Here is a 24,822-nt window from a genome sequence, read left to right on the forward strand (position 1 = left end):
TCTCGCTGTCGCCCTGGCCAGTGCCAGTCTGTCGGCCGCCCAGGATCCGGCCCTCCTTCAAGCGTCACAGGACTCCGGCCCGCCGGTGGTGCGCGGCATCAGCCACCGGAGCTCCCCGGAAATCGGCGTCACCTACGAACGCGGCGAAACGGTCGAAGTGGTTGTCGACTTCACCGCTTACGTGATCGTCACCGGCAGTCCGCAACTGGCGCTGATCGTCGGCGACGAGCTCAGGTGGGCCGCGTTTTCACACAACGTCCGCTGGACCAACCTTCTCTCCTTCCGCTACACAGTGCAGGCTGGGGACAGGGACGCGAACGGGATCAGCATTCCGGCTGACGCGATCCGCCTCAACGGTGGATCCATCAGGGCGGGGCCCGAGGATGTCGTCGATGCGGTATTGACTCATGGCGCCCTGGCCGACAAGAGAGGCCACAGAGTCGATGGCAGCCGCTTCACGCCGCCGGCCGTAACGAGCGTTGCCTTTAGAAGCTCGCCCTTGCATGGCGACACCTATGAGTTCGGGGAGCGGATTTGGCTTGCGGTGGGGTTCAACAGAACGGTCGTCGCTGGGGGGGCGATCCTGACCCTGGCTATCGGCGATCAGACCCGACTCGCGGACCACGAGCCGAGCTACGACTTCTATCGGTCCTCAACCGTGAACTTCACCTATACGGTGGAGAAGGATGACCGGGACGCCGACGGAATCAGTGTGCCGGCCAACGCGCTTCGCCTTGCCGACGACGGCGTGATTACGGCCACTGTCGACCAGGACGTCCACGCTGTCCTGACACACGCCGGCCTTCGCCCTGATCCCAGCCGCAAGGTCGATGGTGGCCGCTACACGCCGCCGAAGATCAGCAGTATCTCCTTCAACGACTTTCCCTTGCTGGGTGACACCTACGAACTCGGCGAGGACATCACACTGTTCGTTCAGTTCGACAAACCCGTGACCGTTGAAGGCGGACCGCGGGTGGCGCTCGACATCGGCGGCCACGCACGGCAGGCCCTCTTCTACACCCGCGACAGTTCCGGACTGCGCTTCCGGTACGGGGTTCAGGCGGCTGATCTCGACGTCGACGGCATCAGCGTCGAGGCCAATGCACTGACCCTCAATGGCGGCCGGATCCGTGCCGTTTCGGAAGGGGCGGTCGACGCCGACCTGACGCACGAACCCATCGCCACTGACAGGCGTCGCAGGGTCGACGGCGGCCGGGTCAGCGTGCCGGCCGTGGCAGGTATCTCCTACCGGAATCCCGGTCCTCATGAGCGCGGCGAGACGTTGTCGGTCGGCGTGTGGTTCACGAGACCGGTGACGGTGACGGGAAGGCCGCAGGTGGCGCTCGTCATCGGCGATGCGAGCCGACTGGCGACCTACTCCCCGGGCTGTGCCAGCAGTGGAATCCTCTACTTCGACTACCAGGTTCAGGAGGCTGATCGGGACGACGACGGAGTCAGCCTCCGCTCGAACGCCATTCGCCTGAACGGCGCCACGATCCGGTCTGCCGTCGACGGCGGGACCGACGCGAACCTCATCCACGCTCCGATGGCTCCGGACCCCCGCCTGCGAGTCGACGGCAGCCGAGCCACCGCGCCGCGGGTGAGCCTGATGCGCTTCAGGGGGCCCGGCGAACCCTACGCACTCGGTGACACGGTTGAAGTCGAAGTGGAGTTCGATCCTCTAGTGAAGGTCACCGGCAATCCGGTGGTGGAGTTGGACGTCGGGGGCCGGATCAGGCTGGCCACTCACACCGGGGGTCTCATCTTTCAGTACACCGTGCAGGCGTCGGATCGGGATAGCGACGGGATCAGCATCCCGGCCAACGCTCTGCGCGCCAACTCCGGGATGATCGCCAAGCGGTCCGACGGCGGCGCAACCAGAGCAGTTCTTGAGCACGAGTCAGTCCGGGCCGATTCCAGGCGCAGGGTCGACGGGAGCCGAGTCCCGGTACCGCGAGTGTCCAGGGTGCTTCTTGGAGGTGGCACTTCGGGACGTGGTGATCTGGTCTATGCGAGGGTCGACTTCAACAGGCACGTGAAAGTCACTGGTACCCCTCAACTGGCGCTGTCCATTGGAGGCTGGACCCGACTGGCGGCCTACTCTGGCAGTGACTCCACCTACGGGAGTTCCAGCGTCTATTTCCGCTACACGGTACGTGCGGACGATCGGGAAGAAGAAGGCGTGAGGATCCCGGCCAACGCGATTCGTCTCAACGGTGGAACGATCAAGGCGGCACGTGACAGTTCCACCGACGCGTCGCTGCGCCACGAGGCACTCGACTCCAGCACGAGAGTCGACGGCAGTCGAACCGAGCCGTTGACGGCCAGCATCTTCTTCGGTGAATCTCCGCGTGGGTGCGGAACCTACGAACGCGGTGAGACGATCTGGGTGGGTGCCAGGCTCCGCGAAGGCGGCGACAGCGCCAGAGACCTGATCGTCAGCGGCAGGCCGAAACTGGCCCTGAACGTCGGTGGCCGAGAGAGGTTGGCCACGTACTTCATGACGGGCGGTCGGCGGGGACCGCCCTATTCGCACGGTCCGGCTGACGCGCCAAGCACTCTGTGGTTCGGATACACGATCCAGACCGAGGACCGCGACGCCGATGGCATCAGCGTTCCTGCGAATGCGATCCGGTTCGATGGCGGGACGATCAGGTTGGCGGGTCACCCCGTGCCGCAGCAGCCGCCGACAAGCTATGCCCTCAACCCGAGCCGCGGACGCAGAGTCGACGGCGGTCTCGCCGCTCCACCGACGTTGGAAAGCGTTTCGCTGAGCGGCTCGCCGGACCTCGGTGACACCTACCGGCTCGGCGAGACGATCGCCGTTGAGGCGCGTTTCTCGCGGGCCGTGTCGGTGACGGGCAATCCTCAGGTGGCGCTTTTGATCGGCGAACGGACGAGAGCGGCGTCCTTCTCGCCCGGGCCCTTCCCTTCCGCTCGAACGCTCCGCTTCGAGTACACGGTGCAGCCGGGGGACCTGGACACGGACGGCGTGAGCTTCGCAGCCAGCGCCCTGGATCCTGGCGGCAGCGCGATCAGGCTGCCGGACGGCGAGACGGACGCCACTCTCAGCCACTCCGGACTTGCCGACGATGCGGCGCGCAAGGTCGACGGGAGTCTGGTCGTCGAGCCGGCGGTGGATGCCGTTTTGCTTCGCGGCTTCCCGTCAGAGGGCGATACGTACCAGGCGGGCGAAACGATTGAAGTCGACGTGCGGTTCAGCAAGGCCGTGACGGTGACCGGCGATCCCCAGGTCCTACTGGCCTTGGGTGACTTCTCAAGGCTTGCCACGTACTGGCCTGGTCCTCAACCTTCCCCAACACAGTCCTTTCGCTACACCGTGCAGCCGGTTGACTGGGACGAAGACGGAGTCGGTATTCCTGCCAACGGCCTTCGCCTGAACGGCGGCACGATCCGGCTCGTTGACGAGGTTACGGATGCCGACTTGAGTCACGCCGCCGTGAGTGACGACCCGAGCCGGAAAGTGTGGGGGCTGGACGGTGGCCCGAGCGTTCCGACCGATACCTGCGAGCCGGACGCGGAAACGGCGTGCCTGCAGGATTCCCGGTTCGAAGTCAAGGTGAGGTGGTGGCAGAGGGACGGTCCGAGCGGTCCCGCCCGAGTGGCTCACGCGGAAGCCAACGACTCCGGTCTCTTCTGGTTCTTCGCCCCGGACAACTGGGAGATCCTGGTCAAGGTCCTGAACGGCTGTTCGACCAACGACCACTTCTGGGTCTTCGGTGCCGCGACGACGGACCTGGGCTACCGGATCACGGTGACGGACACGGTGACGGGCTTGATGAGGGTGTACGGTCAGGAGCCCGGTCTGCCGGCTCCGGCCATTACCGACACCCGGGCGTTTCGTGCATGCGCCCCCTGAGGGAGGCCCGCAGCCGGCAGAGCGGCTCTCAGTACACCCGCGGCACGATCCGGCACGGCACGCGCCGCCGGTACTCGTCCCACAGCGGGCCGTACTTCGCGGCGCATCGCCGGTCGTCGTCTCGCTCGCGCGGCACGAGCAGCAGGACGTAGTAGAGCGGGTAGAGCCACGGAGCGACGAGCGTCGGGTAACCGAGGCTGAGCGCCAGGCCGGTCGCCATGAGGATCTCGCCGAGATAGTTGACGTGGCGCGACACGCGCCAGAAGCCGCTGCACAGCAGGCGCCGCTCGCCGTCCGAGATGGCTTCGGGACGGAACTGGCCAAGGAACGTTCGTTCCGGGTTGAGCTTGAAGTGGAACTTCTGCATGTTCGCGCCGCGCGCCAGCGACCAGCCGGCGAAGAAGACGAGCGTGGCCAGAACGAGCAGCCAGACGGGGGCATGCGGGTTGGGCAGGTCGGCGGCGGCCCAGAGTCCGACTCCGTAGAAGTACGGATAGAAGAAGAGGCAGCCCCAGACGAGCTTGAAGCCGACGCGCTCGGCAAACAGGTCGTAAGTGTAGAGGTGCACCCGCTCGAACAGGAGGTAGTCGCAGATGAACCAGGTGAAAAGCGCGACGTAGAGGACGACGCCGGGCGAAGGATCTTCGGGGAAGGACAGGAAGTGATGGGCCGCGAACGAGAGCAGGTTCAGTTCGAGGTAGGTGCCGCCGAACACGTAGAGGAACATCTTCGCGTCCACTCGGCCGCCGAACATCCGTGGGTTCGGGTGGCGTCCGAGAAAGAGTTCCTTCAAGAACGGCCCACCGCGGCTCGGCGCCGCCAGCACGACGGCCACCGAAGCGATGACGCCGAGCGCGAAGGCGCCGGCGGCGCCGCTCCAGCGGTGCGCCCAAAGCCAGTCCCAGGGCATGACGCCGCTGTAGCCGGCAATGAGCCACAGGCCGATCGTCGCGACGAACACCAGCGGTCCGTTCAGGCGGTACTCGAGGCGCGACCCCGTCCGTACGTCACGGACGTAGCCGCTGACGCGGCGGGCAGGCAGCAGGGCGCTCAGCCCCAGCACGAGGGCTGAGATGAACCAGGGGGCCAGGAAGCCCAGGAGATGATCCGTCACGCTCGCGAGCGTCGGTTCAAGGGCAGTATCGGTCCCTTGACTCCTACGCCTCGGCGAGCTTGACCCACTCGAAGTCGCCTGGCTTGTGGTTGATCCGGATCCTCGGTTCGGCGATCCAGGAAGCGTAGTGGCCCGGCCGGAACTCCGGCTTCATCAGCGACTCGATGAACGCGCGGTCGGAGTCGTCCGGCAGCCACTCGCCGCGTTGTGCGGTCCAGGCGTCTTCGGAGATGAGTTCGCCCGCCGGCGTGGCGTGCAGATCCCGGTAGACACCGATCTGCCGGTGGAAGGCCACGTGGGGCAGGGTGATCGCGAAGTCGAATCCGGTCTGGCTGATCGCCTTGTTCCAGCGACCGACACCGAGGTTGCAGTCGGCGGTGAAGTCGTCGCGCAGGCGTGCGTTCAGGGCGTTCAGAGCCGGATGCTGGACGATCTGCCAGCCTCCATTCACCCCGGCGGCGCCCTTCGCGGGTTCCGGGATCCCGTAGGTGTCGTCGAGCAGGCGGTGGTCGTCCTCCAGCCGATGTTCGCGGAAGCGCCCCTTCAGCCCGGCGTTGAAGAAGTTGGCGGAGTTCGTCGACAGCTCGGAACCGAACAGGTCGAGGGTGAGCGAGTAGTGAAGGTTCACCTTCTTCTGGATCGTCGGCAGGTCGATCACGCCGAGCGCCCGCACCGCTTCGATGTCGGTCGGGTCATCGAGCCCGGCTTCCCGCATCGCTTCGCAGGTGCGCTGGACGATGCGGGTGACGCCGCTCTCGCCGACGAACATGTGGAACGCCTCCTCGGTCAGCATGAAGCGGCAGGTGCGGGACAGCGGGTCGAAGCCGGACTGGGCCAGCGATTCGAGCTGCATCTTGCCGTCGCGATCGGTGAAGAACGTGAACAGGAAGAAGGAGAGCCAGTCCGGTGTCTCCTCGTTGAAGGCGCCGAGCATGCGCGGGGCGTCGTCGGAGCCGGAACGGCGGCGCAGCAGCTCACCGGCCTCTTCCCGCCCGTCGCGGCCGAAGTACTTCTGGAGCAGGTACACCATGGCCCACAAGTGCCGCCCTTCTTCGACGTTCACCTGAAACAGGTTGCGCATGTCGTAGAGCGAGGGCGCCGTCTTGCCCAGAAAGCGCTGCTGCTCGACCGAAGCCGGCTCGGTGTCGCCCTGGATCACGATCAGGCGCCGGAGCATCGCGCGGTACTCGCCCGGCACCTCCTGCCACGCCGGCTCGCCGACGTGGCGGCCGAACGGGATCGTCCGGTCCTCGGCCTGGGGCGCGAGCAGGATGCCCCAGCGGTAGTCGGGCATCTTCACGTAGTCGAACACGGCCCACTTGTCCGCGCCCTTCGATTCGACCCGCACCGCGGTGCGGAGGTAGACGTCGGAGGTCTGGAAGCCGTCGGGGCCCATGTCCATCCACCAGTCGATGTAGCCGGGATGCCAGCGTTCCAGGCCGCGGCGGACCCGGGCGTCCGACGCCAGAGCGACGTTGTTCGGAATCAGGACGTCGTAGTCGACGGTGCTGTCAAGCGTCGTCATAAGTCGAGTTGCTCCGTCAGATGCGTTCGCGGTCGAAACGGGGTCGGCGGCCGGTGCCGTAGAGGCGGAGCGCGCCCTCTTCGCCCACCGCGTTGGGCCGCTGGAAGATCCAGTTCTGCCAGGCGCTGAGGCGCCCGAAGATCTTGCTCTCGAGGGTTTCGGGACCGGGGAAGCGGAGGTTGGCCTCCATCGCGGTCAGCGCGTCGGGCGAGAAGCTCGCCCGTTCCTCGAGCGCGATGCGGACTTCGTCGTCCCAGTCGAGGTCTTCAAGGATCTCGGTGACCAAGCCGGCCTCCGCGGCTTCGGCGGCTTCCAGACGTGTGCCGATGAGTGCACGGAGGGAGTCGATCGCGTCCTCCCGGCCGAGGAACCGGGTCTCGATCCGGCTAAGTCCGTTGGGCGTCGGGAAGGCCCCGAAGTTCAGTTCGCCCAGCTCGATGTAGGGCGCCCTCTCGCCGTCCTCGCTCTCACCCTCGAACATGTAGGCGCGGTCCGAGGCCAGCGCGAGTTCGAGCAGCAGGCCGGCGAAGCAGCTCCCCGGCGCGATCAGCGTGAACACGCTACGCGCGGTCAGGTCGAGTCGCTTGAGCACCCGCTTCCAGTACAGCAGCACCTCACGCACGAACCAGTGTTCGCGTTCGCGGTGGAGGAACGGGTCGAACGCGGCTACCGCGCCCAGGTTGCCTTCGGACTCGATGACGAGCTGCCCGATCCGGGTCTCGTTCAGGCGCAGGTGGAGCAGGGCGTCGTCGAGTTCCCGAGCCAGGACGAGGGGCCAGAAGGCCGCACTCCCTGCCAGTGCTTGCGACGCGTCCGCCGGCGGCGGTTCGGTCGGGCCGAGCACGGTCAGACGGGCGGCGCCGAGCGCGCGGTCGAAGTCGATGCGGAGCGCTGTGTAGACGATCGAGTCCGCTTCCAGCTTCGGTTCGACCTCGAGCCAGTCCGCGCCTCCGGTTGCGGCAGGACGGTCGCTAGAGCCGGCGAGTTCCAGCGCCCGCGTCTTCGCGCCGTCGTCGAAGGAGGATCGCGGCAGCAGTTCGTCGACCAGGTTCCAGTCCACCGCGCGCCGGCCCTTCACGCCCTCTTCCAGGGTGCAGAACAGGTCGGCCCGGTCGCGGCGGACGCGGCGCTTGTCGAGGAGTCGTGTCAGTCCGCCGGTGCCGGGAAGCACTCCCAGGAGCGGCACTTCAGGGAGCGAGACGGCCGAACTGCCGTCGTCGGCTAGCAGGATGCGGTCGCAGGCGAGCGCCAGCTCGTAACCGCCGCCTGCCGCCGTGCCGCGAACCGCGCAAACGTAACGCTGGCCCGAGTGCTGACAGGCGTCCTCGATCGCCAGGCGGGTCTCGTTCGTGAACTTGCAGAAGTTCACCTTCAACTGGTGGGAGGAGGAGCCGAGCATGCCGATGTTGGCGCCGGCGCAGAAGATCCGGTCGCGGTCGGAGCGCAGCACTACGGCGTGGACTTCCGGGTGCTCGAAGCGCAGCCGCTGGGTGGCGTCGTAGAGCTCGAAGTCGACGCCCAGGTCGTAGGAGTTCTGCTTGAGCTGGTAGCCGGGCCGGAGCCCCGCCTGCTCGTCGACCTCCAGGGTCAGGAAGGCGAGCGGCGGCTCGATCCTGAGATGCCAGTGCCGGTAGCGGTCGGGATGAGTGCGGAAGTCGAGCGGCTTCTCCGCGACGGTTCCGCCGGCCTGGTGGCCGGAGGGTCCGTCCGCGGTGGCCTGGTTGGACATCTGGTTGGTAGGGGAGCGCAGTGGCGGTTCGTGAGTATAGTCACGGCTCGTGAGCGTCCCGGCCCCTGACGATCGCGGCGAGAGCGGCGTGCCGCACGTCGAATTCGAGGGCGTCGACAAGAGCTACGACGGCGAGAACCTGGTCGTGCGAGGGCTCGATCTCGCGGTGGAGCGGGGCGAGTTCCTGACCCTGCTGGGGCCCTCCGGCTCGGGCAAGACGACCTGCCTGATGATGCTCGCCGGTTTCGAGGCGCCGACCGCCGGAACGATCCGGATCGCGGGCCGGCCAATCCAGGATCTGCCGCCGCACAAGCGCGGGATCGGCATGGTGTTCCAGAACTACGCCCTGTTCCCCCACATGACGGTTGGCGGCAATCTGGCCTTCCCGCTCGAGGTCCGCGGCGTCGAGCCGGCCGTGCGGCGGGAACGGGTCAATCGGGCGCTCAGCCTGGTGCAACTCGAGGGGCTCGAGGACCGGCGGCCGGCGCAGCTCTCGGGCGGTCAGCAGCAGCGCGTGGCGATCGCGCGTGCACTGGTGTTCGAACCCGAGATCGTCCTGATGGACGAACCGCTGGGCGCGCTCGACCGCCGCTTGCGCGAGGAGATGCAGTACGAGATCAGGCGTATCCACTCCAGTCTGGGGGTGACGGTCGTCTATGTCACCCACGATCAGCAGGAGGCGATGACGCTCTCCGACCGGGTGGCCGTGTTCCACAACGGCGTGATCGAGCAGGCGGCGTCGCCGGAGGTCCTCTACGAGGAACCGGAGAAGGCCTTCGTGGCCCGGTTCATCGGCGAGAACAATCGGCTCGACGGCGTCGTGGTCAGCGAGGAGGACGGCGTCTGCGAAGTCGACATCGGCGGCCAGACGATCCGCGCGATGAGCCTGGGTCTGTGCCCGCCGGGCGCTCGAACCACGGTCGTCATCCGGCCCGAGCGCGTCGCGGTGACGCCGCCGGACGGCCGCTACCGGAACGAAGTCGAGACGCGGATCGACGACATGATCTTCCTCGGCGACCATCTGCGCCTTCACATGACGATCGGCGGCGCCTCCGACTTCATCGCGAAGATCCCGAACGTCGTCGGGCACGGCGCGGTGCTGCCGGGCGACACGGTGCGGGTCGGCTGGGCGGCGCTCGACTGCCGGGCGCTGGTGCCCGAGAAGCTGGCGGAAGGCGAAGAAGAGTGGTGAGGGCGGCCGCCGTCGCGGTCGCCGCGGTGCTGGCCGGCTGCGCGCCGCACGCGGGAGATGGGACGGAGCCCCGCTCTCCGGGCCCCGAGGCGAACGAAGAATCGATCACCGTCGTCTCCTACGGCGGTTCCTACGCCCGCGCCTGCGTTCTCGGCTACCACGAGTCCTTCACCGCCGAGACCGGCATCCAGGTGAACCTGGAGGACTTCAACGGCGGCCTCGCCCAGATCCGCGCCCAGGTCGAGGCCGGCGCCGTCCACTGGGATGTCGTCGATCTGGGCGTCGCCGATACCGTGACCGGTTGCGACGAGGGCGTCCTGGAGCTGATCGGTCCCGAACTGCTGCCTCCGGGTCCGAACGGCGAGGCGGCGGCGGACGACTTCCTGCCCGAGACGAACACGGAGTGCGGCGTGGGCACGCTGCTCTACTCCACGATCTACGCCTACAACCCGGAGACCCTGCCGGGTCCCGCGCCGAGCACGCTCGCCGACTTCTTCGACCTGGTGCGCTTCCCCGGGCGCCGGGGCATGCAGCGGAAGCCGGAGGCGAACCTGGAGTTCGCTCTGATGGCCGACGGCGTGCCGAAGGAACGGATCTACGAGTTGCTCGGCACGCCGGAGGGCCTCGATCGCGCGTTCCGGAAGCTGGACACGATCAAGGACGAGGTCGTGTGGTGGGAGGCCGGCGCGCAGCCGCCGCAGCTCCTCGCCGACGGCGAGGTCATGATGAGCACCGCCTGGAACGGACGGATCTTCAACGCCCAGGTCCTTGAGGACCAGCCGTTCGTCATCGTCTGGGACGGGCAGATCATGGACCGGGGCCAGCTCGTGGTCGTGGCCGGCACTCCGCACCTCGAGGGTGCCCTGCGGTTCATGCGCCATGCCGCTCGCTCCGAGTCGATGGCGGGCGTCGGGAGGTACATCGCCTACAGCCCCGCACGCCGTTCCGGCCAGGCGCTGATCGACCGCCACGCGGAGACGGGCGTGGACATGTGGCCGCACATGCCGACCAACCCCGCGAACATGAAGAACTTCCTGATGGCCGACTGGGAGTGGTGGGCCGACCACAGGGACGAGATGCAGGAGCGGTTCGCCGCCTGGCTGGCGCGATGAAGAGTTCGGTCGCAGTCGTCCTGAGCGTTGTCCTGGTCGCCGGCTGCCGGCTGGCCGCGGACCCGCCTCCGGGCTCGGCGCCGGGCAGCGAGGCGGGCGAGCGCTCGATCACTGCCGTTTCCTACGGAGGCTCCTACGCCCGCGCAGTCGTGAGGGGATACCACCAGTCCTTCACGGAAGCGACCGGCGTTCGCGTCGACCTCGCCGACTTCCAGGGTGGACTGGCCCAGGTCCGGGCGCAGGTGGAAGCGGGTGCGGTCCACTGGGATGTCGTCGATCTCTCCGTGGCCGAGACGGTCAGCGGTTGCGACGAAGGCGTCCTGGAGTTGATCGATCCCTCGATCCTACCGGCGGGTCCGGGCGGCGAGCTGCCGGAGGATGACTTTCTGCCCGAGATGAACACGGAGTGCGGCGTGGGCAACCTGCTGTTCTCCTCGATCTTCGCGTACAACCGGGAGGTTCTGACGGGACCGCCTCCGACCCGGCTCGCCGACTTCTTCGACCTGGAACGGTTTCCCGGGCGGCGTGGCGTGAGGCGGTCGCCGGAGGCGATTCTGGAGATGGCGCTGATGGCGGACGGGGTTCCGAAGGACCGTCTGTACGACGTGCTGAGTACGCCCGAGGGTCTCGAGCGGGTGTTCCGGAAGCTGGACACGATCAAGGACGAGGTCGTGTGGTGGGACACGTCCGCCCAGGCGCCGCAGTTGCTGGCGGACGGTGAGGTGCTGATGACGATGGCCGCGAACGGTCGCATCTTCAATGCCCAGGTACTGGAGGGGCAGCCCTTCGTCATCGTGTGGGACGGCCAGGTCCTGAACCGCGGCCAGCTTGCGATCGTCGCGGGTACGCCACGGCTCGACGATGCGATGCGCTTCGTCCAGCATGCGGCCCGTGCCGAGTCGATGGCGGGAGTCGGCCGCTACATCGCCTACAGTCCGGCGCGCTACTCGGCGGAGACGCTGATCGACCGGCACTTCGAAACGGGAACCGAAATGTGGCCGCACATGCCGACGAACCCGGCGAACATGCAGAACTATCTGATGACCGACTGGCAATGGTGGGCGGACCACGGCGACGAGATGCTGGAGCGCTTCACCGCCTGGCTGGCGCGCTGAGGTTGAGGGCTCGAGCCGTGACGTCCCAGGAATCTCCAAGCGGCAGGCAGCCGCCTGCCCGGCCGCTATGGCGCCGGGCGCTCGGGCCTCGGCTGCGGGCAGCCGGTCTCGCCCTGCCGCTCGTCGCGTTCGTTAGCGTGACGTTCCTCGGCCCCATGCTCAGCCTGCTGACGAAGAGCTTCCATGATCCCGAGGTCGCCGACGCGCTGCCCGAGACGATGGCCGCGTTGCGCGACTGGGACGGTCAGGGCACCCCGTCCGACGAGGCGTTCGCGGCAGTCGCCCGCGAGTTCGTCGCGGCGCGGACGGAGCGCAACCTCGGACGGACGGCGAACCGCGTCAACCGGGTCGCGAGCGGCATGCGCAGCGTGATCATGGGCAGCTCGCGGGAGATGGTCGAGGCCCAGACGGCCGCCGCAGCCGCCGGCGCGGTGACGGACGGCGCTTTCTGGCGGGACACGATGATCGCCATCGACTCCCGCTGGGGCGGTCCGGAGCCGTGGCGCGCGCTTGAGGCCGCCGGCCAGCGGTTCACGGCGCGCCACTACCTCAAGGCCCTCGACTTCGAGCGTGGTCCTGACGGCGGCTACGTTCGCGCACCGGAGGTGTGGCGGATCTACGTGCCGCTGTTCTGGCGGACGTTCCTGGTCAGCTTGGGCGTCACCCTGCTGTGTCTGGTCATCGGCTATCCGGTGGCGCACATGATCGCCAACTCGCCGCCGAAGCGCGCCAACGTCCTGCTGCTACTCGTCCTGCTGCCGTTCTGGACCTCGCTGCTCGTGCGGACCACTTCGTGGATCGTCCTGCTCCAGAACCAGGGCATCGTGAACGACTTCCTGGTCGCGATCGGACTGATCGGCGACGACGGCCGGATCGCGATGATCTACAACATGACGGGCACCTTCGTGGCGATGACCCACGTGCTGCTTCCGTTCCTCGTGCTGCCGCTCTACTCCGTGATGCGGGCCATCCCGCCCGCCTACATGAACGCGGCCGTGTCGCTCGGGGCGACGCCGTTCCAGGCGCTGCGACGGGTCTACTGGCCGCAGACGCTGCCCGGCGTCGGCGCCGGCTGCCTCCTCACCTTCATCCTCGCGATCGGCTACTACATCACCCCGGCCCTGGTCGGCGGCCAGAGCGGCCAGTTGATCTCGAACATGATCGCCTACCACGTCCAGACCTCGCTCAACTGGGGTCTGGCGGCGGCGCTGGCGGCACTGCTGCTGGGCGGCGTGACCCTGCTCTACGTCGTGTACGACCGCCTGGTCGGCATCGACCGGATCGGCCTCGGGTGATGGTTGGCGGCGCGCTCAGCCCCGGCTACCGGGTCGCCCGCTGGGGCTACGTGGCGTTCTGCGTCGCCGCGTTCATCTTCCTGATCGCGCCGATCCTGGTCCTGGTGCCGCTCAGCTTCAACGCCGAGCCCTACTTCACGTTCACGGAAGGCATGCTTCGGTTCGACCCGGAGGCCTACTCGCTCCGCTGGTACCGCAGCATCCTCGACGGCGACGAGTGGACGCGGCCGCTCGCCAACAGCCTGATCATCGGCATCTCGGCGACCGTCGTCGCCACCGTGCTCGGTGCCGCCGCGGCGCTGGGCCTGGCCCACCCGGCGATGCCGGGCCGCAAGATCGTCACGGCGCTCCTCATCTCGCCGATGATCACGCCGGTGATCATCGCCGGCGTCGGCATGTTCTTCTTCTACTCGAACCTCGGCCTGGCGCAGACCCACGTCGGGATCATCCTCGCGCACGCCGTGTTCGGCGCGCCTTTCGTCGTCATCACGGTGAGCGCGACGCTGGCCGGCTTCGACTGGACCGTGATGCGCGCTGCCGCCAACCTGGGCGCGAACCCCCTCGTCGCCTTCCGCCGGGTGCAACTGCCGCTCATCCTGCCCGGCGTCATCTCGGGTTCCCTGTTCGCCTTCGCGGCGTCCTTCGACGAGCTCGTCATCGTCCTGTTCATGGGCGGCCTCGAACAGCGCACCCTGCCGCGCCAGATGTGGTCCGGCATCCGCGAGGAGATCAGTCCGACGATCCTGGCAGTGGCCACCTTCCTGATCGTCTTCGCGTTGCTGGCGCTGAGCACGGTGGAGTGGCTGCGGCGAAGGGGAGCGTCCGGGGAGCAGAGGGCCGGTTGAAGTGAAGATCCGGCGATCCCTGGTTCCTCGGAAGAGAATCGATGACCAGGGACGCGGGCATGGGTTCGTCAGTGGCCGGATTCAACTGGACCGCCCTTTGGGGGCGGTGTTGAGACGGCGGCTGGCGGACCGCTCGGCGGCACGCCCCCTGGCGTTCGCCCGAGTCGTCGTGTTGGCTGCCGGCGTCTTCACGCTCTTCTCCGTCTGCTACTTCATGGTCCTGGTAGCGGGGGAGGCGGCTGCCGGCTCGGTCGCGACGAGGTCGGTGCTTGAGGTGCATGTCCCGCCGCTGACCGGCGACGACTGATCGGCGTCGTCGGCGGCGTCGAAGCCGAGACCCCTCGCCTGGACTATTGCCTGCAGTCCTACAACCCCTCGATGCGCTCCGGCAACGACGGAATCGCGTTCGCGGGCAGGACGGTGATGTCGGACGCCGCCGGGTAGGCCTGTCTGGTCGGGCAGACGACGAAGAGGTGGTCGAGATCGAGGGCGCTGGCGATCTCACGGGTCTTGGCGCGGACCCGGGGCGCTTCGCTGAACTTCATCTCGAAACCGATCCGGCGGCCTCGCAGGAGGAGCAGAAGGTCGATCTCCCCCAGCCCGTGCGCGGACCAGAACCAGGGGGTCGGCTGGCCCAGGGCGCTCAGGATCTGCTCCATCGCGAAGCCCTCCCAGGACGCGCCGACGCGCCGATGGCCGAGGAGTTCCTGGTCGTTGTCGATGCCCAGCAGGGAGTGGAGGAGCCCTGTGTCGCGGACATAGACCTTGGGCGCCTTGACCTGACGCTTGCCGAGGTTCTCGAACCAGGGTTGAACCTGGCGGACCATCCAGGCGCCGGTCAGAAGGTCCAGGTAGCGGCGGGCGGTCTTGTCCGAGACGCCGATCGACCGGCCTAGACTCGCCGCGTTCGCAGTCTGACCGTGGTGGTGGGCCAGCGTGCTCCAGAAGCGCCGCATGGCGACCGCCGGCACGGGGACGCCAAGCTGAGGCAGGTCGCGCTCGAGGAACGTGCGGATGAAACCGCGGCGCCAGGCGACGCTCTCGGCCTCCGAGTCCGCGAGCCAGGAACGCGGAAAGCCGCCGCGTCGCCACAGCTTCCTCATGTCGGTTGCGCCGGTTTCCTCCAGATCGAAGCCACCCATGTCGATGAACTCGACGCGGCCCGCCAGGGACTGCGAGACGCCGCGCACGATCGTTGGAGAGGCGCTGCCGAGGATGAGGAAGCGCGTGTCCGCGTCCGGTCGATCGACCAGGACGCGAAGAACGTTGAACAGCCCCGGCAGAATCTGAATCTCGTCTAGGACGACGAGCCCCCGCAACTCGCCCAGGACGAGCTCCGGGTTGGCGAGCTGGCGCACGTCCGCTTCGGATCCCAGATCGAACCGGGTCGACTCCCGCGTGGACGCGAACTCGCGGGCCAGCGTCGTCTTGCCGCACTGGCGAGGGCCGAGGAGCGAAGTCACGGGCGCCCGCCCGATGGCGGCAGCGATGCGGTCGAGGTAACGGCGACGTTCGATCATCGGGCTGGCATTGTAGCCGGGATTTGCCCTGGACTCCGAGATTTCAATGTCCATACTCCGAGATTTCCGTCTGTGAACTCCGAGATTTCAGGGGTCGGACTCCGGGATTTCGAGGGCGGAACTCAGGGATCTCGGACCTGTGCCCGCATCCGGCCCGCGGGGCCACCTGGATTGTCCGGCTTGCCTGTTCCCGTCGGTAGAGTCCAGGGTGGTGAGCGACGACGACCATGGCATCACGCTGGAGGCAGTCGAAGAAACGGTCGCGCTGATCGCTCCTCACATTGTCGAAACGCCGGTCGTCGAATGGTCGGGCCCCGAGATGCGGGCGATCCTGCCGGGGAGCAGCCGGGTCCACGCCAAGCTGGAGCTCTTTCAGCGCTCCGGCACGTTCAAGGCGCGGGGGGCGCTGTCGAACGTCCTGCGATTGAGCGCCGAACAACTGCGGGCCGGCGTGACGGCCATGAGCGCGGGCAATCACGCGATCGCCGTGGCGTATGCGGCGAAGGCGGCGGGGACCAGCGCGAAGGTCGTCATGCAGCGATCGGCCAATCCGGCGCGCGTCGAGTTGGCCAAAGCGCTTGGCGCCGAGATCCTGATGGCCGAGGATGGCCCCAGCGGATTCGAGATGGTGGCAGGTATCGCGGCCGCGGAGGGCCGGGCGATAGTCCATCCGTTCGACGGTGTGGCGACGGCCCTCGGCGCGGCGACGCTCGGTCTTGAGATGCATCGGCAGCTTGGAGACCTCGACGTGCTCATCGTCGCTATCGGCGGCGGCGGTCTGGCCGGGGGCGTCTCGGCGATCACGAAGCGATTGAACCCGGATTGCCTCGTCGTCGGCGTGGAACCCGCCGGTGCCGACGCCATGCACAGGAGCTTCAGGTCCGGCAGACCGGAGCGCCTCGAAGGCGTGGACACCATCGCGGACAGTCTGGCGCCGCCCATGACCGAACGGCTGCCCTTCACGCTCTGCAGGAACAACGTGGATCGGCTCGCCGTGGTCACCGACCGCGAGTTGGCTCAAGCCATGGGGCTCATCTTCCGGGAACTGAAACTCGCCGTGGAGCCAGCCTGTGCCGCCACCACCGCTTCCCTGCCTGGTCTCGCCGGGGAACTCTCGGGCGCGCGTGTGGGGCTGATCCTCTGCGGGTCGAACATCGACCGGGAGACGTACGATCGGTACTGCGAGCTCGGCGGGGGGCGACTTGGGTCCTGATCGGCGCCCAGGCCGTCAGGAAGACCGGTACCGCCACAGCCCCGTGGCGGCCATGCTGTAGACAAACAGCAGCACGGACGCCGCCATACCGGGGACCAGGCCGGCCAGGGCGCCGTACTCCTCGACGATCCAGCCGAGGATGACGGCGCCGATCAGCGGGGCGCCGAGCAGGCCGAGACCGAAGACGGACATGACGCGGCCGCGAGTCTGCGGCTCGGCGGCTTCCTGGACGATAGCGCGGGCGAGAGTGGTCGTGACGCCCATGTTCAGGCCCCAGGCGACGCTCGCCGTGACGACCAGCCACCATGCCGGTTCGATCCAGATCAGGAACAGGACGAGGATCCGGGAGAGTTGCAGCACGACGAACCAGCGTCCGGGCTGCTGAAACGGCATGAACCGGAGCATGATCAGGTTGGAGGCGCCGGCGCCGGCGAAGAACAGGATCATCAGCCAGGAAAGAAGTTCCGCGTCGCCGCCATAGACGCGCAGGACGACAAAGGGGAGCACGGTGAAGAAGGCGCCGGCATTGAAGATGCTGGAGACGAAGTTCACGGTCATCGCGTCGAACACGGCCCGCTGGCGGTAGGAGGCCCGGAAACCCTCGACGATGCGCCGCCAGGCGGGTGCTCCGGGCTCTCCGTCGTTCGCGGGATGCGATCCGATCCGGCGGATCCAGAGGGCCGCGGCGGCCAGGCAGAGGCTCTGGGCCAGCAGCACCTGGCGTAGACCGAAGGAGTCGAGCTTTCCGGCGACCCTGAGTCCGATCATGAAGGTGAACATGCTGATCGCGGTGGCCGCGGTGATTCCGCGTTGCAGGTCGCGCCCCGCGATCCTGTTCAGCACCGCCTGCTGCGCCGGACTGGAAAACGACAGGGCGGCGCTGATGCCGAGGCCCCAGACGGTGACCGTCCAGACGTTGAGTTCGCCCAGTTCCAGCGCTAGGACCAGACCGAAGGGCACGAGCGCCGCGGCGCCGAACACGCGGGTCAGGGTCGCCCTGGCGTCCGTGCGGTCGGCGTTGGCGCCGCCCCAGAGCATGATGATCACGCCGGGCAGGCCGATTGCCGCCTGCAGCGGCCCGACCCGGTCGGCGGGCAGAGCGAGTACGCCGGCGAGCAGCCAGACCAGCAGAAGCTGTTGCATCGCGAGGCCGGCGCTCGAGCAGGCCCACGACCCCATGTACGCTAGGAGGCCCGGTCGGCGCCACAGGCTGACGGCTGGGATGGCGGGAGAGACGATGACGCGGATCTCGGTTGGCGGCAGTGTCGGGAAGAGCCTGCGAAGGCTATACGCGGGCCTTGGGCGCCGGTCGAGGGCCGGCATCCTGGGTGTTGCCGCGGTGGCGACGTTCGGCTTCGCCAACTGCACGGCGTCGGCGCAGGAGGCGGTCGACTTCGCGGAACTCCGGCGGCGCATGGTGCGCGACACGATCGCCGAGCCGCGCGACGGACGGCCGCCGGTGCACGACGCCAGCGTGATCGAGGCCATGGAGAAAGTTGAGCGCCACCTCTTCGTACCCGAGGAAGTGCGGGCCTGGGCCTACCGTGACTCGCCGCTCGGCATCGGCTGGCGGCAGACGATCTCCCAGCCCTACATCGTCGCCCTGATGACCGAACTGGCCGCGCCCGATCCCGGCCACAAGGTGCTCGAGATCGGCACGGGCTCCGGCTATCAGGCAGCGGTGCTGGCCGAGATCGTGGACCATGTGTACACGATTGAGATCGTCGAACCACTGGGGCTGCGGGCGGCCGAGGCTCTCGAGGCCGCGGGCTACGAGAACGTGACGACCCGGATCGGCGACGGCTACGCGGGCTGGCCGGAGGAGGCGCCCTTCGACGCGATCGTCGTCACTGCCGCTCCGGACCATGTGCCGCAGCCGCTGATCGAGCAGTTGGCGCCCGGGGGGCGGCTCGTGCTGCCGGTGGGACCGGTAGACGGACGCCAGGAACTCCAGGTACTGGAGAGGACCGCCGGCGGTGAGGTGGAGCGAAAGCGTGTGATCCCGGTACGCTTCGTGCCGCTGACGCGGAATCGCTAGAGGCCAGGGCCGCGGCGCCTACAGCGGCACTTCCTCGCCCTGGCCTTCAATGACGAGTCCCAGGGTCACGGCGCCGAGGGGCACGGCCAGGGTCGGCTGGCCGAGGTCGTTCCAGAACATGGTGGCGCTCTCCGCGCCGTCGTAGTTCTGGAACAGCGCCATCGTCATCGGGTGGGTGGCGCCCTCGATGATCGTGTTGCTGGCTTCGACCAGGGGTTCCTGCTCGGGCACACCGTACGGGTCGAAGTTGTCGAGCGCCACCGGGATCAGCAGCAGGAAGTCACGAAACCAGGTCTGCCCGGTGTGGTCGCCGTCGGCGGGTTGCACCGCGTATCGAAGCGTGTAGGTGCCCGGCGGCACGATCTGCGCCTTGTACGTGCTCCACGGGCCGGTCGTGCGCATGATCCCGACCAGGCCGCCGGGAGGCAGCGTGGGGTACTCGACGCCGAGTTCGGCCGAGGGATCCTGCATCGGCAGCGCGGGGGGGAACCAGAACTCGACCGGCTCGCCTTCGTCCCGAACGACGCGATAGCCGGCCGGATCGAGCACGGCGCCAAGCCAGTCCGGCAGGCCGGGCGGCAGGCCGTCCGTACGTTCCATCGCCGGTTCGGCGCCGAGAGGCGCTGTGAGAAGCAGCCCGGCGAGGAGGAGCCCGGCGCGGGCAGCCGGCCCTTCCGCGCTCACTCGAAGTTGATCAGGTAGTAGCGGAAGTCCGCGGGATCCACTTCGTCCAGCATCAGAAGGAACTGGACCAGCGGCTCGATGTCGGCCTCGGAGATCCGGATTTCGCCGAACAGCGGATCGACGCCTTCCTGTTCGGCGCGCGCCGCCTCGACCAGCCCCATGTGGTGCCGGAGCGCGTCCTCCAGAGTGGCCGCGCCGCCGTCGTGAAGGTACGGATCGGTACGCGGCAGGTTCCTGAGCGGCGGCGTCTTGAAGTTCCCGCTGCCGGTGCCGTGGAGGGAGTAGTCGCTGAACGTGGGCGGCACGTGGCAACGGATGCAACTGCCGACCGACTCGACGTCGAAGACGCGGAAGAACGTCTTGAAGCCCTCGTACGCGGATTCGGTGAACCCTTCCGGCCGCCGGATCAGGTTGCGGCCTTCCTGATTGAAGATGCGGCTTTCGATGACCGCGGCGTAGTTCATGATGTCTTCGTCTGCGTTCGGCGCCGTGCGGAAGCGATTCTGCTCGGTGAACGCGTCCCAGCGCGAGGTCATCGAGAAGTCGAGCGTCCTGGTGTAGTCGGCCAGGGCGCGGGCGCCGGCCGCCACGACTTCCAAGGGCTCCAGCGACTCCAGGTCCAGACCGTAGACCTGCTGGAACTGCTCGACGTACGGCACGCCCGAGATCGCGTTGTGCCCCTCGTCGAGCAGCACGTAGGCCGCGTTGTCGATCGCCTCGTCACGCGCCCCGGGCTTCCAGCCGTACTGAATGCCGATCAGCTTCTCGAGGATCATGTCTTCCATCGAGTCGTTGGCGCCGTCCCAGCCGAACACTTCGGCCCGGTGGACGCCGGCCAGGGTCTGGGCGTTGCGGTCGGTCGTCTCGCGCCCCGCGGTCAGGCTGGTGGGCGTGTGGTCGGCGTAGAAGCGCTCCTTCTTGCCGGCCACCGATTCGCCCAGGGCGTGGCACACCGAACACGCGATCGCGAAGTCGGTGCCCTGGTTGTTGAACAGCAACTCCGCGAACAGGTCGGTGCCGAGCTGGTCCAGCCCCTCCGGCGGGTCCTGGGCCGTAGCCGCTGTGCCGAGCAGGAAAGCGGCCGCGACGGCGGCGCTCAGCCGGTGGGTCACGCGTGTTCTCTTCATGGTCGTCCTCCGCTTGGCGCCGTGGCGGCGCACGCTTCCGGTCCTTGACATGCCGAGAATAGACGATCGCCCTGGTGACACACTACGGTTCGATGGGCACACCGGGAGCGGTTCCGTGGAGGGAACTCGACACGATCTTCTTCGACGCGGGCAACACGTTCCTGTCGATGGACTTCGACCGGGTCGCCGAGGTTGCGGCCGATCTGGGCCTGGCCTGCTCCGGGAGCCAGTTGGAGCGAGCGGAAGCGGCCGCCCGTCCGGCGCTCTCGGCGGCTCTTGCCGAGGGGAGGTCGACGGAGGGTGGCTCCGCCTTCCGCTTCTACCTGCAGGCGATCCTCGCCGGGCTGCCAGCGGGCTGCGCGGATGGTGTCGAGCTGGAGGAGATGGCCACCGCGCTTGCCGAGGGCCTCTTTGTGCCCGGCCGGAACGACCTGCTCTGGAACCGGCGACTGCCGGGCAGGAAGGAGGCCCTGGAGCGGATCCGGTCGCTCGGCTATCGAATGGTCGTGGTCAGCAACTCGGACGGCAGCATGAGGCGGAACGTTGAGTCGATCGGCCTTGCCCAGCTCTTCGACGGGCTGATCGACTCCTCCGTGGTCGGTTTCGAGAAGCCGGATCCACGGATCTTCAGGGCGGCCCTCAAGACGGTCGGCGCCGATCCGGAGCGCACCGTCCACGTCGGAGACCTCTATGCGGCGGACGTCGTCGGCGCCCGTGCTGCCGGACTCCACGCGGTTCTGCTCGACCCGTGGGACGACTGGCCGCCGGTCGACTGTCCCAAGGTGGCTGATCTCGCCGAAATGGCGGCTCTGTTGCCGGGCCCTAGACCGCGAGACGTTTCCAGTACTGCTCGTCGGCGTCCCGGGCCAGGCTCAGGCCGCCGTCGGAGCCGACGAAGACCGGGTCCTTGACGACACGGACGCGGCCGCCGCCGAGTTCGCCGAGGGCGTGCTGAAGCTCGGCGCCGAGACCGCGGATCAGTCCGGAGCCGCCGGTGAGGATCACGTTGTTGCGGATCCGGCTCTGGTACTCGGGCTCGACCCTGGCGATCAGGTCGAGCATCGTCTCGCGCAGGGGCTCCAGCAGACTCTCGCAGGCGCGGCGCATGGGCTCCGTGATGTCGATCCGAGTCGGCTTTCCGTGCACCGGCACGTCGACCACGACCGGGGCGCTCTCGCCGACGAAGGAGTGGCGCTCCTTCCAGGCCCGCACCATGTGGATCGAGACCGACGCGTCGGCGTAGCGCTCTTCGATCAGGCCGTGCAGTTGGTCGTCCACGGCGTCGCCGGCGACGCTCAGGGTGCGCTGGTCGTCCTCGGTGGGGAAGCGGCCCATCAGGACGCAGAAGTCGGTCGTGCCGGCGCCGATGTCGATGACCATCGTGTGGACCAGCGCGTCGAGACCGTAGGCGACGGCGAACGGTTCGGAGACGACCATCGTGCTGGCGACCTGGCCGGTCAGGATGCGTCGCAGGTTCTGACGGTTGACCCTTAGGGTTTCGGCGGGGACGCCGACGACGGCGTGGATCGCCGGCGTCGGCCCCTGCCCGGGCGGCGCGGCCAGTTCCAGCAGCCGCCTGACCAGTTCGCGGACGGCCTTCTCGTCCTGGACCGATCCCTCCTTGATCAGTCCCCGCTCGAGCGGCCGGCGCAGGTTGAGCATGGGGCGGTGCTCCAGTGCTTCGGCCCCCACGAGGACGTCGCGCCCAAGCACCTTCCTCGCCACCATGTCCCGAGGCCAGCCGACATAGCTCTGCACCATGTGGCGCTGGCCGTTCGCGGCCGAGATCGAACTCCTCGAGGTGCCCAGGTCGATGCCCACCTTGAGAACTTCCTCGTTCGACGTGGTGCTGTTCACGGCTCCCCCGGGCTCTCCGACGGCGCGGAGCTTAGCGCCGGATCTCCCGCTGGAGGCCGGAACGGGTGGAGATGCGAGTCGGCGTAGTTGCGGATGCCGGCGTCGAGGGCTTCGGCGATCGACTGGAGGTAGAGGTCGTCCTGAAGTCGCTCGATCTCGTCGGCATCGGAAAGGCAGGACACCTCGGCGAGGATGGCTGGCATCTGGGCGCCGATCAGGACGACGAAGGGTGCCGACTTCACACCGCGATTCCCTAACCCCGGATTGGACTTCCGCAGTCCTTCGACCAGGGCAGCTTGCACCGCGTCGGCGAGAGTGCGGCTCTCGTCCTGCATGGCCTGCGCATAGACGCCGTCGAGGATCCGGCGCAGGTCGGCCAGGGAGTAGCCGTGTGCCTCGGCGTTCTCCCGTTCGGCGAGTGCGGTCAGCTCGGGGTCGTCGGTGGGGCCGAGGAAGTAGGTTTCGACGCCGCAGGTCTGGTTCCGGGCCAGCCAGTTCACGTGAATCGAGACGAACAGATCGGCTTCGGCCTGGTTGGCGATATCGGAGCGACGATCGAGTTCGACATCGATGTCCGCCTCGCGGGTCATCGCGACCCGGTAGCGATCGGCAAGCAGCTCGCGCACCCGGCCGGCGATGTCGAGCGCGAGATCCTTCTCGGCCAATCCGCCGGCTGCGGCGCCGGAAGCGGAGCCGCCGTGTCCCGGATCGAGCATGATCTTCCTGATGGGGAGCGGGAAGACGTCGAGGTCGAGGGACTCCGGCGGCTCGGTGAACCGGACTTCGGATTCGGGCGGCGCCGCTTCCACCGGCGGATCGGGTGGAATGTCCGTTCCGGGGCCCTTCAGCTCCAGGTAGCCAAGTCCCGCGGCGGCGGCGACCGGCACCAGCAGGAGCAGGCTCCAGGCCGGGAAACGGCGCGGCGGACGGCGCCTCGGTTCGCGGCGCTGTGCGGGCTCCGGGCCCGGCCGTCCGAGTTCGGCCTCGTTCTCGCGCACGGCCGCTTCGATCAGATCGAGCCGGAGCTGCCGGTCGACGCGGCGGCGTTCGGAGGGAGTCACTTGAAAGACGGTAGCCGATCGGAGCGCTAGTAGCATGGCCGGATGCTCCGGGCGCTCGTGCTGGCTTCCGTTCTCATCCTCTGGCTCGGATGCAGCGTCGCGAGCACGCCACCGATTCTGGAAGCGCCGGCGCCGGCCCGGTACGGCGACGGGGCGGGCGGAGCGGAGGCGCCAACCGGCTCGTCGCAGGTCGCGCCGGACTGGTGGACTGACTTCCGCGATCCGTTGCTGTCGCAGTTCATCGTCGAAGGACTGGAGCACAACGCGAGCTTGCTCGCGGCCGCCTCGAACGTCGAGACGGCCTTCGCCCAGGCGAGGCTCGACGGCGCGGCCCGGCGACCTGAGTTGGAAGCGGCTCTGGACCCCGCGCGGCGCAGGCAGAACACCGCTCAGAGCGGTCTGACCGAGGCGATCCCGATCCCGATCCCGGGTTTCGAACCGGGCGGAGTGCGGAGCTTTTCCTTCACCTCCTACGGCCTGGCTCTGAACGTGCGCTGGGAGGTCGATCTCTGGGGCCGGCTTCGTGCGCTGACGGCCGCGTCCCTGGCCGAGGCGGCGGCGGGTGAGGCCGACCTGGAGGGAGCGCGCCTCTCGATCGCCGGCCAGCTCGCCAAGGTGTACTTTGGCGTCGTCGAGGCGGTGCAGCAGGTGGAACTTCTGGAGCGGACGCTGGCGAGCCGCGAACGCACGCGCGACCGGGTCGTGGCCCGCTACCGGCGCGGCGTCGCGACCGCGCTCGAGGTGCGGCAGGCGCGCGCACAGATCGCCGCGGTGGAGGCCTCGCTGGCGGCGCAGCAGCAGGCGCTCGACGGCCTGCGTCGGCAGATGGAGGTTCTGCTGGGGCGCTATCCGGCCGGGGAGATCGAGGCGGCTCCGGGCCTGCCGGCGCTGCCGGGGCTGCCCTCGACGGGCGTGCCGGCGGACCTGCTGGCGCGACGACCCGACCTGCGAGCGGCGGAGTACCGTGCGATCGCTTCGTCGCAGCGGATTCGCGCTGCCCGCCGTTCGCTGTACCCGACCTTCCGGCTGGAGGGCTCCTCGGGAACCTCGAGTGGAGAACTCGGCGATCTGCTGGACGGTGACTTCTCGGTATGGAGCCTCGCTGCCGGGCTACTCCAGCCGCTGCTCTCGGGTGGTCGGCTCCGTGCCGGCCTGGACCTGGTGACGGCGGGCCTCGATGCGGCGGAGGCGAACTGGTTGCAAACGGCGCTGGCGGCCTTCGCGGAGGTGGAGTCGGGACTGGCGGCTGAACGGATGCTGGCGGAGCAGACCGAAGCGCTGCAGCGCGCGGCGACCGAGAGCCGGGAGGCGGAACGGCTGGCCGAGGGCCGGTACCGCCAGGGCCTGGTGGGCTATCTGCAGGTGCTGGACAGTCAGCGGACGTCGTTCGAGTCGGAACGGCAGCTGCTTGCCGCCCGCCGCCAGCAGCTCGAGTCGCGGACGGATCTGATCCTGGCCCTTGGGGGTGGCCTCGATCGCGAGGCGGCCGGTCTGGCCGCCGCCGGCGGGGGCTGA

At 68.2% G+C, this 24,822-nt stretch carries 20 protein-coding genes; 11 read left to right on the plus strand and 9 right to left on the minus strand.

Translation table 11 applies throughout. From position 1 onward, the window contains the following. The first annotated feature begins 85 nt into the window (after positions 1-85). Positions 86-3,880 carry a hypothetical protein gene (locus OXG83_00910; protein MCY3963567.1) on the plus strand — a complete coding sequence of 1,265 codons (3,795 nt, stop codon included), beginning with the start codon at positions 86-88 and terminating at the stop codon, positions 3,878-3,880. A gap of 28 nt (positions 3,881-3,908) precedes the next feature. Here OXG83_00910 and OXG83_00915 read toward each other — a convergent pair whose 3' ends face one another. Genes OXG83_00915 through boxC form a run of 3 tightly spaced genes read right to left on the minus strand, consistent with a single transcriptional unit; the run spans position 3,909 to position 8,248 of the window. Further along, on the minus strand, positions 3,909-4,994 hold the full coding sequence (locus OXG83_00915) for a DUF1295 domain-containing protein (protein MCY3963568.1): 1,086 nt from the start codon (positions 4,992-4,994) through the stop codon (positions 3,909-3,911). 43 nt (positions 4,995-5,037) lie between these two features. Continuing rightward, the gene (gene boxB, locus OXG83_00920; GenBank protein ID MCY3963569.1) at positions 5,038-6,519 is read right to left on the minus strand and encodes a benzoyl-CoA 2,3-epoxidase subunit BoxB; all 1,482 of its coding nucleotides are present in this window, start codon (positions 6,517-6,519) and stop codon (positions 5,038-5,040) included. A gap of 16 nt (positions 6,520-6,535) precedes the next feature. Then, a complete protein-coding gene (gene boxC, locus OXG83_00925; protein MCY3963570.1) occupies positions 6,536-8,248 on the minus strand; it encodes a 2,3-epoxybenzoyl-CoA dihydrolase in 1,713 nt (570 codons plus the stop codon). A gap of 49 nt (positions 8,249-8,297) precedes the next feature. Between boxC and OXG83_00930 the strand changes: the two genes are divergently transcribed. From OXG83_00930 to OXG83_00955, 6 genes are all read left to right on the plus strand, one after another. Next, positions 8,298-9,440, plus strand: coding sequence for an ABC transporter ATP-binding protein (locus OXG83_00930; protein MCY3963571.1), 1,143 nt, complete (start codon positions 8,298-8,300; stop codon positions 9,438-9,440). Further along, positions 9,434-10,552 carry an ABC transporter substrate-binding protein gene (locus OXG83_00935; GenBank protein ID MCY3963572.1) on the plus strand — a complete coding sequence of 373 codons (1,119 nt, stop codon included), beginning with the start codon at positions 9,434-9,436 and terminating at the stop codon, positions 10,550-10,552. The genes OXG83_00930 and OXG83_00935 overlap by 7 nt, the downstream gene beginning before the upstream one ends. Continuing rightward, complete coding sequence (locus OXG83_00940) at positions 10,549-11,667, plus strand: ABC transporter substrate-binding protein (GenBank protein MCY3963573.1); 1,119 nt, start codon at positions 10,549-10,551, stop codon at positions 11,665-11,667. Before OXG83_00935 ends, OXG83_00940 begins: the two co-directional genes overlap by 4 nt. A 17-nt stretch (positions 11,668-11,684) precedes the next feature. Next, on the plus strand, positions 11,685-12,962 hold the full coding sequence (locus OXG83_00945; GenBank protein MCY3963574.1) for an ABC transporter permease: 1,278 nt from the start codon (positions 11,685-11,687) through the stop codon (positions 12,960-12,962). Then, a complete protein-coding gene (locus OXG83_00950) occupies positions 12,962-13,807 on the plus strand; it encodes an ABC transporter permease (protein MCY3963575.1) in 846 nt (281 codons plus the stop codon). Before OXG83_00945 ends, OXG83_00950 begins: the two co-directional genes overlap by 1 nt. Before the next feature lie 106 nt (positions 13,808-13,913). Then, positions 13,914-14,114 carry a hypothetical protein gene (locus tag OXG83_00955; GenBank protein MCY3963576.1) on the plus strand — a complete coding sequence of 67 codons (201 nt, stop codon included), beginning with the start codon at positions 13,914-13,916 and terminating at the stop codon, positions 14,112-14,114. A gap of 58 nt (positions 14,115-14,172) precedes the next feature. On the opposite strand, the gene OXG83_00960 is transcribed toward OXG83_00955, so the two are convergent. Then, on the minus strand, positions 14,173-15,327 hold the full coding sequence (locus OXG83_00960) for an ATP-binding protein (protein ID MCY3963577.1): 1,155 nt from the start codon (positions 15,325-15,327) through the stop codon (positions 14,173-14,175). 211 nt (positions 15,328-15,538) lie between these two features. Between OXG83_00960 and OXG83_00965 the strand changes: the two genes are divergently transcribed. Next, positions 15,539-16,540 carry a pyridoxal-phosphate dependent enzyme gene (locus OXG83_00965; GenBank protein MCY3963578.1) on the plus strand — a complete coding sequence of 334 codons (1,002 nt, stop codon included), beginning with the start codon at positions 15,539-15,541 and terminating at the stop codon, positions 16,538-16,540. Positions 16,541-16,555: 15 nt separating this feature from the next. Here the strand turns inward: OXG83_00965 and OXG83_00970 are convergent, their stop codons facing one another. Further along, positions 16,556-17,719 carry an MFS transporter gene (locus OXG83_00970; GenBank protein MCY3963579.1) on the minus strand — a complete coding sequence of 388 codons (1,164 nt, stop codon included), beginning with the start codon at positions 17,717-17,719 and terminating at the stop codon, positions 16,556-16,558. Between the two features lie 235 nt (positions 17,720-17,954). Here OXG83_00970 and OXG83_00975 point away from each other — a divergent pair, with 235 nt between their 5' ends. Further along, positions 17,955-18,578, plus strand: coding sequence for a protein-L-isoaspartate(D-aspartate) O-methyltransferase (locus tag OXG83_00975; protein ID MCY3963580.1), 624 nt, complete (start codon positions 17,955-17,957; stop codon positions 18,576-18,578). Positions 18,579-18,596: 18 nt separating this feature from the next. Here OXG83_00975 and OXG83_00980 read toward each other — a convergent pair whose 3' ends face one another. Together OXG83_00980 and OXG83_00985 are read right to left on the minus strand one after the other, a co-directional pair. Next, the gene (locus OXG83_00980) at positions 18,597-19,262 is read right to left on the minus strand and encodes a hypothetical protein (GenBank protein ID MCY3963581.1); all 666 of its coding nucleotides are present in this window, start codon (positions 19,260-19,262) and stop codon (positions 18,597-18,599) included. Continuing rightward, positions 19,259-20,389, minus strand: coding sequence for a hypothetical protein (locus tag OXG83_00985; protein MCY3963582.1), 1,131 nt, complete (start codon positions 20,387-20,389; stop codon positions 19,259-19,261). The genes OXG83_00980 and OXG83_00985 overlap by 4 nt, the downstream gene beginning before the upstream one ends. Before the next feature lie 74 nt (positions 20,390-20,463). On the opposite strand from OXG83_00985, the gene OXG83_00990 reads away from it, so the two are divergent. Then, complete coding sequence (locus OXG83_00990; protein MCY3963583.1) at positions 20,464-21,300, plus strand: HAD family hydrolase; 837 nt, start codon at positions 20,464-20,466, stop codon at positions 21,298-21,300. Here the strand turns inward: OXG83_00990 and OXG83_00995 are convergent. Continuing rightward, entirely contained in the window at positions 21,212-22,246 is a 1,035-nt protein-coding gene (locus tag OXG83_00995; GenBank protein MCY3963584.1) for a rod shape-determining protein, read from the minus strand. The two genes, OXG83_00990 and OXG83_00995, sit on opposite strands and share 89 nt — an antisense overlap. Beyond that, positions 22,243-23,307, minus strand: coding sequence for an N-acetylmuramoyl-L-alanine amidase (locus OXG83_01000; GenBank protein MCY3963585.1), 1,065 nt, complete (start codon positions 23,305-23,307; stop codon positions 22,243-22,245). The genes OXG83_00995 and OXG83_01000 overlap by 4 nt, the downstream gene beginning before the upstream one ends. Positions 23,308-23,349: 42 nt before the next feature. Between OXG83_01000 and OXG83_01005 the strand changes: the two genes are divergently transcribed. Further along, complete coding sequence (locus OXG83_01005) at positions 23,350-24,822, plus strand: efflux transporter outer membrane subunit (protein ID MCY3963586.1); 1,473 nt, start codon at positions 23,350-23,352, stop codon at positions 24,820-24,822.

The sequence above is a fragment of the Acidobacteriota bacterium genome (assembly GCA_026707545.1).
GTDB lineage: Bacteria > Acidobacteriota > Thermoanaerobaculia > Multivoradales > Multivoraceae > Multivorans.

What these genes read in the sequence shown, in the direction of transcription:
- boxB (MCY3963569.1), bottom strand. Translation starts at nt 6,519, where the DNA reads ATGACGACGCTTGACAGCACCGTCGACTACGACGTCCTGATTCCGAAC.
- boxC (MCY3963570.1), bottom strand. Translation starts at nt 8,248, where the DNA reads ATGTCCAACCAGGCCACCGCGGACGGACCCTCCGGCCACCAGGCCGGC.
- OXG83_00940 (MCY3963573.1), top strand. Translation starts at nt 10,549, where the DNA reads ATGAAGAGTTCGGTCGCAGTCGTCCTGAGCGTTGTCCTGGTCGCCGGC.
- OXG83_00950 (MCY3963575.1), top strand. Translation starts at nt 12,962, where the DNA reads ATGGTTGGCGGCGCGCTCAGCCCCGGCTACCGGGTCGCCCGCTGGGGC.
- OXG83_00960 (MCY3963577.1), bottom strand. Translation starts at nt 15,327, where the DNA reads ATGATCGAACGTCGCCGTTACCTCGACCGCATCGCTGCCGCCATCGGG.
- OXG83_00970 (MCY3963579.1), bottom strand. Translation starts at nt 17,719, where the DNA reads ATGGGGTCGTGGGCCTGCTCGAGCGCCGGCCTCGCGATGCAACAGCTT.
- OXG83_00975 (MCY3963580.1), top strand. Translation starts at nt 17,955, where the DNA reads ATGGTGCGCGACACGATCGCCGAGCCGCGCGACGGACGGCCGCCGGTG.
- OXG83_00985 (MCY3963582.1), bottom strand. Translation starts at nt 20,389, where the DNA reads ATGAAGAGAACACGCGTGACCCACCGGCTGAGCGCCGCCGTCGCGGCC.
- OXG83_01005 (MCY3963586.1), top strand. Translation starts at nt 23,350, where the DNA reads ATGCTCCGGGCGCTCGTGCTGGCTTCCGTTCTCATCCTCTGGCTCGGA.